Origin of the sequence: Vreelandella sp. F11 (assembly GCF_042466685.1) — a bacterium.
Lineage (GTDB): Bacteria > Pseudomonadota > Gammaproteobacteria > Pseudomonadales > Halomonadaceae > Vreelandella.
In genome coordinates this window covers 2,977,410-2,988,855 of record NZ_CP170448.1, presented here as the reverse complement: position 1 = coordinate 2,988,855, position 11,446 = coordinate 2,977,410, and the positions used below count along the sequence as shown (strand labels likewise).

The window sequence follows — 11,446 nt, the reverse complement described above, 5'->3', positions numbered from 1 at the left end:
AACGTCGGGTGAGCTCACCCATATGAGGGGTATTATGCTGTTTGCAAATTCAACGCCACTACTGTGGTTGAGTTATTACGGGCTGTCGCTGTTAGTCATTGTCGCGGTCTATTTTGCGTTTACTTTTCTGCCTCGCTTGCCACGACTGGTACTAACATGGATGGTCGCTGGGGCGATCTGGGCACCCGCCACTTTCCGGTTGCCGCTAATAGAAGAGGGTGAATTCTATACCGGTTGGGCGCCGTCGGCGATGGTGGCAGCAGTTGGCTTGTTTGAGCACAACGGCGCGGCGCTTCGTGGCGGGCTGATGTGGCTAGTGCTGGGCATGACGTTAGGCGCACTGATAGGCATTGCCCTGTGGTGGTGGCGCCGTCCTGAGAGCGATGAGTACGTCGATCAGGAAGACGAGAGTGGCGATGAGAGCGAATCACCACGCCGCCGTGAGCCGGTAATTGGTTAATGGAACGTTTGAACACTGCCTGGGTGTCTAGAGTTGTATGTATGAATCATATGTGTAAAGCGTATGTGTGAACTGCTGGGTATGAGCGCCAATGTGCCCACTGATATCTGCTTTAGCTTTTCGGGCTTTTTGCACCGCGGGGGAGGCACTGGCCCCCACCGCGACGGCTGGGGAATCGCCTTCTACGAAGAGGGCGGCTACCGCGATTTTCGCGATCCACATCCCTCTGTGGATTCGCCCATCGCCCGGCTGATTTGCGACTACCCGATTAAGTCCAATGTGGTGATTAGCCACATTCGCCAAGCCAATGTGGGAGGCGTAAAGCTCGCTAATACTCACCCTTTCACCCGGGAAATGTGGGGGCGACCCTGGTGCTATGCTCATAATGGCCAATTAAGTGGCTGGGAGAGCCTAACGCTGGGCCACTACACCCCGGTTGGCAGTACTGATAGCGAGCACGCCTTTTGCTGGCTAATGGGGGAGCTACGCCGCACTTTTCCTACTCCGCCCGCTGATCCCACAATGCTTTGGGAGCACTTGCACCAACTGTGCGAACAGTTAAGAGCGTTGGGGGTATTTAATATGCTGCTCTCCGATGGAGGCTACTTGTATACGTTTTGTGCCACGAAGCTTGCGCATATTACCCGTTGCGCACCTTTTGGCGAGGCAGAACTCTCCGACGCTGAGATGACGGTGAATTTTGCCGAACATACCACCCCTGACGACATCGTTTCCGTGATTGCCACTGAACCGCTTACGCACAATGAAGCTTGGCAGCGCATGGTGCCGGGTGAGCTATTAGTCTGGCGCAATGGAGAAATTCAGGCGCGTTACTGTCCATAAGGAAACGATCTACTAAATTGGATGAGAGAAGCTACAGAAAAATGAAACGATAAACGATCTGGACTATGGGCTAAAGTTGAAACGTAAGTTTCAATCGATCGTTTTACAGCCTGTTGTAGGTCGTATATCGTTGTGCTTCTTAACCAATTTTTTCAGACCAAGCCTAGCGACAACAACAAGGTCGGTGACTTACGCCGACGTCAATAGCGGAGATTGCCCATGAGCGAACACGCCAACGCCGCCGTTTTACGTGGCCCAGCGCTTGAAGGGTTGGATCAGTACGATTCAGTCACGGATGTTTTTCATCACGCAGTAGCACGTTTTAAGGACAAGCCCGCTTTTTCTTGTATGGGAAAAACGCTCACTTTCGCTGACCTTGACCGCTTCTCTGCGCAGTTTGCTGCTTGGCTGCAGCATGAAACCGACCTCGTCCCCGGCGATCGTATCGCCATTCAGTTGCCCAATGTGCTGCAGTTCCCAGTAGCGGTTTTTGGCGCGCTACGGGCAGGCTTGGTGGTGGTTAACACCAACCCGCTATACACCGAGCGGGAAATGGCCCATCAGTTTAAGGACTCCAACGCTAAAGCCATTGTGATTTTGGCCAATATGGCGGACAAGCTGGAGAAAGTGCTCGATAAAACAGAGATCAAACACGTTATTGTCACCCAGCTAGCCGATTTGCATGATCTTCCCAAGCGCTGGCTAATCAACGCAGTGGTCAAGCACGTTAAGAAAATGGTGCCTGCTTATTCTTTGCCAAGTGCGATTGGTTTTCGCGATGCGCTAAAAAAAGGCGCTTCGTTAAGCCATACCGAGGTCAAAAGAAGCCCTAATGACTTAGCCGCGCTTCAATACACGGGCGGCACCACAGGGATGCCAAAGGGGGCCATGCTGACTCATCGCAACCTCATCGCCAATATGCTGCAAGCGCGTGAAGCGATTGGGCCTCACCTCACCGATGGCGAAGAGCTGGTTATCGCACCGCTTCCGGTTTATCACATCTACACTTTTACAGTTAACTGCCTGTTTTTGATGGAAACCGGCAACCATTCGTTGCTGATCACCAACCCTCGTGATCTGGATGGTTTTGTCAAAGAGCTGAAGGGGTTGCCCTTTACCGCCTTTATTGGTCTCAACACGCTGTTTAATGCGTTATGTAACCGTGACGACTTCAAGCAGCTCGATTTTTCCAAATTAAAGCTGACGATTTCCGGCGGTATGGCGCTGACCAAAGCAGCGGCGCAGCGCTGGGAAACCACCACCGGTTGCCCGATCGCCGAGGGGTATGGTCTGACCGAGACATCGCCCATCGTTAGTTTTAACCCCACCGATGCGATCCAACTAGGCACCATTGGTAAACCTGTCGCGGGCACCGCGGTAAAAGTTGTCGATGGCGAGGGCAATGACGTCGCACTGGGTGAGCCGGGAGAACTCTGCGTGCAGGGCCCGCAAGTAATGAAAGGCTACTGGCAGCGCGAGGACGAAACCCGCGACGCCATTGATGAGGATGGTTGGTTCCACACCGGCGATATCGCAGTGTTGCAGGAGGATGGCTACATTCGCATCGTTGATCGCAAAAAAGACATGATTCTGGTCTCCGGCTTCAATGTTTACCCCAACGAAGTTGAAGATGTAGTGGCTGCCCACCCGGATGTGCTTGAATCGGCGGCAGTCGGTGTGCCGGATGAAAATGCCGGTGAAGCCATCAAGCTGTTCGTGGTCAGTAAAAATGACCAGCTGGATGAGAAAACGCTGCGTGACTGGTGCAAAAAAGAGCTCACTGGCTACAAGGTGCCCAAGATCATCGAGTTCCGCGAGGAACTGCCCAAAACCAACGTCGGCAAAGTGCTCCGCCGTCAACTGCGTGACGAGGAGCCTTCAAAAACGTCATCAGATAGCCATTAATAAACGCTCTCCCACTGACCACCCGCATAGTGGTTAGGCGTCGCGGAGCTGAAAGCGTTACACTATACGACCCGCTCAATTGAGCGGGTCGATTGTTTATATCTGTTATGAATGTCTCCTGTTAAATGCCCAAGCGAATGGAAGCCGACTCAATCGTGACCACCGACACATCCCCCGCCCCCACCGATAGCCAACGTCTTGCCTCGCTGAAACAGGCCGCGGGCGATGTGATGCTACGCGATGCAGAGCGGCTGGAGCGGCGGCTGGCCGGTTTAAACCGTCGCCTACGTGATAACAAGCCGATTAGCCGTGGTCTGGAGGAAGTGCAGCGCGAGCTTAGTCGCGCCCAGCAGCTGCTTACCCTACGCGAAAACCAAAAGGTCGCTTTCAACTACCCGTCGGAACTACCGGTGGTGGAGCGGCGGGAAGATATTGTAAACGCCATTCGCGACCATCAGGTGGTTGTAGTGGCGGGGGAGACCGGCTCAGGTAAAACTACCCAACTGCCCAAAATGTGTCTAGAGCTGGGGCGCGGTCGCCGTGGCTTGATTGGCCACACCCAGCCTCGTCGCCTGGCTGCCCGTAGCGTGGCAGGGCGTTTAGCTGAAGAGCTGCAAGTCTCCCTGGGCGAGCAGGTAGGCTACCAGGTGCGCTTCACCGACCAAAGCAGCCCGACGACCCTGGTCAAACTAATGACCGACGGGATTTTGCTGGCCGAGACGCAAAATGACCCACTGCTGCTCCGTTACGATACGATCATCATTGATGAAGCCCATGAGCGCAGCCTGAATATCGACTTTCTGCTCGGCTACCTCAAGCGCCTGCTCCCTAAGCGGCCTGATCTAAAGGTCATCATTACTTCGGCAACCATTGATGTTGATCGCTTTGCCAAGCACTTCGGCACGGCCAAGTCTCCCGCGCCGGTGGTTGAAGTCACCGGGCGTACCTACCCCGTAGAGGTGCACTACCGGCCGCTGGTACGCGACGAAGACGATGAAGAGGATCGTACCCTACAAGAGGGCATTCTCCACGCAGTGGAAGAGATTGAAGCCATTGAGCGCGAAAAAGGCTGGCTACACGGCCCCCGGGATGTGCTGGTATTTCTACCCGGTGAGCGCGAGATTCGCGAAACCGCCGATACCCTGCGCCGCGCCGAGCTAAAAGGCACTGAAATCCTACCGCTCTACGCACGGCTCTCCAACGAAGAGCAGAACCGCGTGTTTGCGCCTCATCGCGGTCGGCGCATTGTTCTGGCCACCAACGTGGCGGAAACTTCGCTGACCGTACCCGGTATTCGCTACGTGATCGACCCCGGTCTCGTGCGCATCAGCCGCTATAGCTACCGCTCCAAGATCCAGCGCCTGCCGGTGGAAGCGGTTAGCCAGGCCAGTGCCAACCAGCGGAAGGGGCGCTGTGGGCGGATCGCCGAAGGCGTGTGTATTCGCCTCTACAGCGAAGAGGATTTTCTCTCCCGGCCCGGTTTTACCGACCCGGAAATTCAGCGCACCAATTTAGCGTCGGTCATCCTATCGATGCTGGGATTGAAGCTGGGCGATATCGAGGCCTTCCCGTTCGTCGATCCGCCGGATAGCCGCTTTGTTAAAGACGGCTTTCGGCTACTGTTCGAGCTGGGCGCGGTGGACGACAAGCAGCGCCTTTCCCCGCTGGGTCGTAAGCTGGCGCGGCTGCCGATTGACCCACGTCTGGCGCGCATGGTGCTGGCCGGGGCCGAAGTCGGCAGCCTGCGCGATGTGCTGATCGTGGTTTCTGCTCTCGCCATACAAGACCCCCGTGACCGACCTGCTGATAAGCGTCAGGCCGCCGATCAGGCCCATCAGCGCTGGCACGACCCGGATTCTGACTTTGTCGCCTTGCTGAACCTCTGGCATGGCATTGAGAATGCCCGCGAAGCGTTATCGGGTAATCAGCTACGTCGCTGGTGCCGCGAGCACTACATCAATTACCTGCGCATGCGCGAGTGGCACGACACCTTCCGTCAATTGCGCCAGCTACTGCGCGATATGGATATCGAAGTACCCGCGCCGCTCCCTCGCAATGAAGACGAAAGCGAAGAGCAGGCGCGCCAGGCGCGGCGTAAAACCTCGGGCAAGGTGCACCAGGCGCTGCTTTCAGGACTGCTCTCCAACCTGGGCACGCTAGTGGAGAACCGTGAGTATCTCGGCGCTCGCAATCGCAAGTTTATGATTCATCCCGGTTCCGGGTTGGCCAAGAAGTCGCCCAAGTGGATCATGGCGTTCGAGATGGTGGAAACTTCCAAACTGTTTGCTCGCACCGTGGCCAAAATCGACCCTCAGTGGATCGAACCGCTGGCGCAACATCTGGTGAAACGCAGCTACAGCGAACCGCACTGGGAGATGAAGCGTGCCCAGGTCGTGGCCCTCGAGCAGGTCACGCTGTTTGGCCTACCGATTGTGGCGCGCCGCCGAGTGCACTACGGGCCTATCGCCCCCCAGGAGTCTCGGGAGCTGTTTATTCGCCGCGCGTTGGTGGAAGGGGAGTTTCAAACTAAAGGTGCCTTCTTTGCCCATAACCGCGCACTGATCGATGAAGTGGAGGCGCTGGAAGATCGCGCTCGACGGCGGGATATTCTGGTCGATGAAGATACCCTGTTTGATTTTTACGATCAGCGCATTCCGGCGGAGATCGTCAACGGCAAGGGCTTTGAGCATTGGCGCAAACAGGCCGAGCAGCAAAACCCGCAATTACTCCACTTTGATATTGATTCGCTCAAAGCACGGGATGCCGATGACGTCACTCAGGCTCAGTATCCGGATCATTTAATTCTGGCTGGCGTGGCCTATCCGGTCAGCTACCACTTTGACACTGAGGCTGAAGATGATGGGGTTACCCTGACCGTTCCCGCAGCCATGCTGCCCCAGGTGCCAATGCATGCCCTGGAGTGGCTGGTGCCGGGGCTGCTACGTGAAAAGTGCATCGCATTGCTAAAATCGCTACCCAAAAGCATCCGCCGTCAGGTGGTGCCGATTCCAGATTGGGTGGATGCGGCGCTCGAGACGCTGGTGCCTGATCAGCGCCCGTTAACCGAAGCATTAGGCGAGTTCATTCGCCGCCGCACATCGACACGTGTGCACCCCGACGACTGGCGCTTGGATCTGCTTGAACCGCATCTGATCATGAATATTCGCGTGGTCGATCATGCAGGGGAAACTCTGGGCCAAGGGCGCGATCTACGCGCCTTAGAGCAGCGCTTTGAAGCAGCGGCCAGCGCAGGGGCCCAAGCGCTGGCCGAACAGGTTAGCCATGAGCCCGCCGTGGCCGGTCTGCCCAAAGAGCCGTTGCCTGCCTCCCGGGTCACTACCCAGGCGGGTATTCGCGTAGAGGCGTATCCCGCTCTAGTCGCTGAGACCGGGGGGGCTGTCGCCAGGGCTCCTGGAACCAACGCGTTCAAGGTAGCGCTGTTTGATCATCCGGCAAAAGCGGATGCCGCCCACCAGGAGGGCATTGCCCGGCTGGGCATTGCCAAACGGCCCGAACAGGTTAAAGCGATTAAGCAACTGCCGGGTGTCGAGAAATGCGCGCTGCTGTTTGCCAAAGTAGGCAGTAAGCAGGCCTTGATTGATGACCTGCTGCTGGCGGTGTTTACCCAGGTAGTGGCACAGCACCCCTTGCCGCGCTCGGAAGGGGAGTTTAACCAGCGCCTAGACGCTACTCAGGGCCTGCTAGTAGACGAAGCAAAAGCCCTCCTGAGTCGGGTAGAGGCCGCATTACAAGGCCATTTGGCGGTCAGTAAAGTGCTCAAAGGGAAGCTCAATTTTTCCCTTGCGCTGGTGTACAGCGATGTTAGCGCACAGATGCAGCGCTTGGTCTATCCCGGCTTTATTCGCGATGCAGGCCCCTGGCTGGACGAATACCCACGCTATACCGAAGCGGCGCTGATTCGGCTTGAAAAAGCCGCCCGTGAACGTGGTCGCGATCAAATGATGATGCAGGATGTGCAGTCATTAGAGGCCCGCTTCGATGCCCGTCGGGAAAGCGAGCGGCGCGGGCGGGTGGAAGACCCGGAACTGGTCGCTTTTGGCTGGTGGTTGCAAGAGTTGAGGGTGTCGCTATTTGCGCAGCAGTTGGGGACGAGCATGGTGGTGTCAGTAAAACGACTGGAAAAACGCTGGCAGGAGATCACTAGCGTTTAGCTTGGGGTTGAAAAAAGTTGCTGGAAAAACCGCTATTTTACGCACACAGTAACATGATGGAGTCGCCGTAAGTTGCACGCTACATTGATGGCCAGTTACGTCGGCAAGCCGCTTAGAGGAGATTGGCATGACACATGTGGTGATAACCGGAACAGGGCTCTATACACCGGAACACGCCATTGATAATGCAGCCCTGGTGGCGGCATTTAATGCTTGGGTAGACACTGAAAATGCTCAGTACGCCGATGCGATTCAGCGTGGTGAGCGCGAGCCGCTGGCGCATTCCAGCAGTGAATTTATCGAAAAAGCCTCAGGAATTAAGAGCCGCTACGTGCTCGATGCGTCTGGAATCCTTGACCCACAGCGTATGAGGCCTAAACTGCCGCAGCGGGGCAATGACGAACCCTCTATCCAGTGCGAGATGGCAACCGCTGCTGCGCAGCAGGCGCTGGCCGCGGCTCAGGTGGATGCGGCTGACATTGAGCTGGTAATTGTTGCCTGCTCAAATCTGGAGCGTGCCTACCCTGCCGTGGCGGTGGAAGTGCAGCAGGCCCTGAGAACAAGTGGCTACGGGTTTGATATGAATGTCGCCTGTAGTTCAGCGACCTTTGCCATTGAAACGGCTGCCAATGCCATAGCCTCTGGCAGTGTTAAGCGCGCTCTGGTGGTCAATCCGGAAATCTGCTCGGCTCATCTCAACTTCCGAGACCGTGACAGCCACTTCATTTTCGGCGATGCTTGCACAGCAGTCGTACTGGAAAATAGCGCCGTTGCAGTGGCCAGTGAGCAGTTTGAAGTTCTTGGCACGCGCCTGATCACCCAGTTTTCCAACGCGATCCGCAATAACGCAGGCTTTCTTAACCGCGTAACGGACAGTGATCCACTGGCGTTGGATAAACTGTTTGTGCAGGAAGGGCGGCGGGTGTTTAGAGAAGTTTGCCCAATGGTGGCTAAATTGATCACCGATCATCTGGCCTCCCTGGAGTTAGCTGGGAGTGATCTTAAACGCATGTGGTTACACCAGGCTAACCGGCATATGAACGATTTGATTGCCCGCAAAGTATTGGGCTATGACCCGAGTGAAACACAGGCGCCGATCATTTTGGATCGTTATGCCAATACCAGTTCAGCGGGTTCTGTCATCGCCTTTCACCTTCACCATGATGAGCTTGTAGAGGGTGATATTGGTGTGATCTGCTCCTTCGGGGCGGGCTATAGCGCGGGCAGCGTGGTTCTTCGACGTTTGTAGACAGTTCTTCGTCGTTTGTAGACAGTTATGCGCCGTTGTAGATATACGTAAAAGTGCAAGGCAATTGAAAAAGGAAAATGTCATGTGGCAGTGGTTTAATAACGTGAAACCTGCGCGCCCGTTGCGTAGCAAAGGGTTGCCACTACTGCTGGTGACGTTACTCGCAACAGGGGGGTGCGCCAGCACGAAAAAGGCGGAAAATGCTGCTCCTGAAGATCCTTGGGAAGGTTTTAACCGCAAGGTGTTTGCGTTTAACGACGTGCTGGATCGCTATGCGCTCAAGCCGGTGGCAAAAGGTTATCGCACCGTTACCCCAGACCCAGTGGAGACTGGGGTGGGTAATTTTTTCTCCAACTTAGGTGAGGTGCGTACCGCGCTTAATAGCCTGCTGCAGGGCAAACCGGCGAATGCAGGCCTCGCCACATCACGTTTTTTGATTAACTCCACGGTAGGCATAGGTGGGTTGTTAGATTATGCCACCCTAATGGAGATTACGGCGGATAAAGAGGATTTCGGCCAAACGCTGGCCGTGTGGGGCTGGCAAGATTCCCGCTATCTGGTGCTGCCTCTGTTGGGCCCCAGCACGCTGCGGGACACCACCGGTTTACCTGCTGATATGACATCGTATCCGTTGTATTACGTAGACGACGACGCCGTTCGACTAAGCCTTACCGCGCTAAATGTGATCGATATTCGGGCGGGTTTGCTTGACCAGGAAGCGTTAATTCGTGGTGATCGCTACCGTTTTATTCGTGACGCGTACTTACAGAGCCGCCAATTTGAGGTCAGCGATGGAGAGTTGGGCGATGACCCCTTTGCCAGCGAAACCTTCGAGTTTGATGACAGCGATTTTGAAGACGCTGGTTTTGAAGACTAAGGTTTTGAAGTCAATAGTTTCGAAGATAGCGGCTTTGACAACAGTGACCAGGATGATAGCGACTTTGGTGGCAATGAAGTCACCGATTGAGGCTTATGATGGATCATTCTAAGCAGTTGATCGCGGTGATTGACGAACCCGGTCGTGAACGCGATGCGCTGGCGGAAGCGATTACCTGCGACGGCATGTGGGTGTTTGCCGCTGAGGATATCAATAATCTACCCGCTGGCACGGCGTTGATCGTTGCCCATGCCCGAGCGGTACCCCGGCAGCGCTGGTCGCAGTTGACGCATCGCTTGCCTACTCTGGTGGTCAGCGACTCGCGGCAAGACGCTGATTTGATCAAGGCGGTCGATGTTGGGCTGGTGGACTATATCGTTCATCCACTGCGTCACGCCGAGTTGTTGCGGCGCATGATCCGTAAGGCCATTGAGCTTAACGATTTGGCACTGGAGCGTGAGCGCGATCATGTCCGGCTGGCTGAGTTAAATGAGAGCCTGGAGACCCATCTGGCGCTATTGCGGATGGATCAGCAGAGTGGTGGGCATATCCAGCGGCGTTTATTACCGCTGCGCCCTAAAGTGATTAACGGCGTTTATTACGACTATATATTTGCCCCTTCGCTCTATTTGTCCGGTGATTTCCTGGATTATCAACGCTATAACGAGCGTTACAGCGCTTTCTATTTTGCCGATGTGTCGGGGCATGGCGCCTCGTCGGCGTTTGTGACCGTTCTGCTTAAATATTTATGCAACCGCTGGCTGGGTGAGTGGGATGGCCAGCATCCGGAAAACCTGCCTCCCGATTGGCTAAAAGCAATGAACCGAGAGCTGCAGGGCACCGACATTGGTAAACATGCCACCTTATTTGTCGGTATTATTGACCATGAGGCGCATACTCTGCACTATTCGCTCGGCGCGCAGCTTCCCATGCCGCTGCTAGCGGTAGAGGGAGAGCTACGTCGTTTAGAGGGAGAGGGAATGCCGGTAGGTCTTTTCCCCGATGTGGAGTATCCTTCGCTGAGTTGTGCGTTGCCGAATAAGTTTCGGCTATGGCTCTGTTCAGACGGAGTATTGGAATGCTTGCCGGGTAAAACGCTCGACACGCGGCTCAAGGAGCTTGAGCAATTAGTAAGCGAGAGTGTAACGCTTGAGCAGTTGCGCGAACGGTTAGCAAAAACAAATGCACTTCTTGCAGAAGGAGATGCGGAGTTTGATGCCAACCAAGAGCGCGATGCTTTACCCGATGATCTAACAATCATGATGGTGAGCGGATTTGGTCATGCTGATTGAAGAAGGCCGCATTAAAGCGGCGTTCGATTCTGGTGTTTTTGTTCTAAAATTATGTGGCGATGTGCGCTTGACGCTCTGCGCCACGCTGGACACGCAAGCTCAACGTCTCGCCGAGACGCCGGGGTTGCGTGCCGTACTGATTGACCTGCGTGAAGCCACCAACGTGGATTCGACGGCGCTTGGCTTTCTGGCCAAGGTTGCGATGGCAGTGAAAGGGCGCTTGGAGCAGCCGCCGACGATTATTGTTGATAACCCTGACGTGCGACAGATGCTGGACGTAATGGGCTTTGCGCGCTTTTTCACACTGATGGAGGCGCCGCTGCAACAGGCAACCACACTCAATAACGAGCTTGAAGAGCTTCCCCAGGAGCCGGCAGACGAAGAAGGCCTACGTGGCCGCATCCTTGAAGCCCACCGCATTTTGATGCACATGAACGAGCATAACCGTGAGCAGTTTCAGCCACTGGTTGAGATGCTTGAGTCGCAAGATGCCACCACGCATCACTAAACTCTCCTTACCTTGATAAGCCCTGGCCATCTCCAAGGGCTATTTCCAAAGGGCCATAGATAGATAGCGCTCACCCCCGACAATTGCCCTAAAATCGGCTATGATTAGCGGCCTATCTATTTCAGTGCGTTCATTACCGC

Annotated in this window: 8 protein-coding genes; all 8 read left to right on the top strand. The window is 55.3% G+C overall.

Features of this window, described 5'->3' with window-relative positions; all coding sequences use genetic code 11:
• Positions 1 to 34: 34 nt before the first annotated feature.
• Positions 35 to 460, top strand: coding sequence for a hypothetical protein (locus ACFIOZ_RS13695; protein ID WP_386078669.1), 426 nt, complete (start codon positions 35 to 37; stop codon positions 458 to 460).
• A gap of 63 nt (positions 461 to 523) precedes the next feature.
• Positions 524 to 1,303, top strand: a complete 780-nt coding sequence (locus ACFIOZ_RS13690) for a class II glutamine amidotransferase (protein ID WP_386078666.1) — start codon at positions 524 to 526, stop codon at positions 1,301 to 1,303.
• A 219-nt stretch (positions 1,304 to 1,522) separates the two neighbouring features.
• A complete protein-coding gene (locus ACFIOZ_RS13685) occupies positions 1,523 to 3,208 on the top strand; it encodes an AMP-binding protein (protein WP_386078663.1) in 1,686 nt (561 codons plus the stop codon).
• Positions 3,209 to 3,333: 125 nt separating this feature from the next.
• Positions 3,334 to 7,380 carry an ATP-dependent RNA helicase HrpA gene (hrpA, locus tag ACFIOZ_RS13680; protein ID WP_386078660.1) on the top strand — a complete coding sequence of 1,349 codons (4,047 nt, stop codon included), beginning with the start codon at positions 3,334 to 3,336 and terminating at the stop codon, positions 7,378 to 7,380.
• Positions 7,381 to 7,507: 127 nt separating this feature from the next.
• Positions 7,508 to 8,629, top strand: coding sequence for a beta-ketoacyl-ACP synthase III (locus tag ACFIOZ_RS13675; RefSeq protein WP_386078658.1), 1,122 nt, complete (start codon positions 7,508 to 7,510; stop codon positions 8,627 to 8,629).
• Positions 8,630 to 8,711: 82 nt separating this feature from the next.
• Complete coding sequence (locus ACFIOZ_RS13670) at positions 8,712 to 9,506, top strand: VacJ family lipoprotein (RefSeq protein WP_386078655.1); 795 nt, start codon at positions 8,712 to 8,714, stop codon at positions 9,504 to 9,506.
• A 98-nt stretch (positions 9,507 to 9,604) separates the two neighbouring features.
• Positions 9,605 to 10,798 (top strand): PP2C family protein-serine/threonine phosphatase, encoded by a 1,194-nt coding sequence (locus ACFIOZ_RS13665; protein WP_386078652.1) that lies wholly within the window; start codon positions 9,605 to 9,607, stop codon positions 10,796 to 10,798.
• Positions 10,788 to 11,306 (top strand): STAS domain-containing protein, encoded by a 519-nt coding sequence (locus ACFIOZ_RS13660; RefSeq protein WP_211596103.1) that lies wholly within the window; start codon positions 10,788 to 10,790, stop codon positions 11,304 to 11,306. The genes ACFIOZ_RS13665 and ACFIOZ_RS13660 overlap by 11 nt, the downstream gene beginning before the upstream one ends.
• Positions 11,307 to 11,446: the final 140 nt, after the last annotated feature.

Excerpts from the sequence above, each read along its gene's own strand:
- ACFIOZ_RS13690 (WP_386078666.1), top strand. The coding sequence starts at position 524 with ATGTGTGAACTGCTGGGTATGAGCGCCAATGTGCCCACTGATATCTGC.
- ACFIOZ_RS13685 (WP_386078663.1), top strand. The coding sequence starts at position 1,523 with ATGAGCGAACACGCCAACGCCGCCGTTTTACGTGGCCCAGCGCTTGAA.
- ACFIOZ_RS13670 (WP_386078655.1), top strand. The coding sequence starts at position 8,712 with ATGTGGCAGTGGTTTAATAACGTGAAACCTGCGCGCCCGTTGCGTAGC.
- ACFIOZ_RS13660 (WP_211596103.1), top strand. The coding sequence starts at position 10,788 with ATGCTGATTGAAGAAGGCCGCATTAAAGCGGCGTTCGATTCTGGTGTT.
- ACFIOZ_RS13665 (WP_386078652.1), top strand. The coding sequence starts at position 9,605 with ATGGATCATTCTAAGCAGTTGATCGCGGTGATTGACGAACCCGGTCGT.
- ACFIOZ_RS13675 (WP_386078658.1), top strand. The coding sequence starts at position 7,508 with ATGACACATGTGGTGATAACCGGAACAGGGCTCTATACACCGGAACAC.
- hrpA (WP_386078660.1), top strand. The coding sequence starts at position 3,334 with ATGCCCAAGCGAATGGAAGCCGACTCAATCGTGACCACCGACACATCC.
- ACFIOZ_RS13695 (WP_386078669.1), top strand. The coding sequence starts at position 35 with ATGCTGTTTGCAAATTCAACGCCACTACTGTGGTTGAGTTATTACGGG.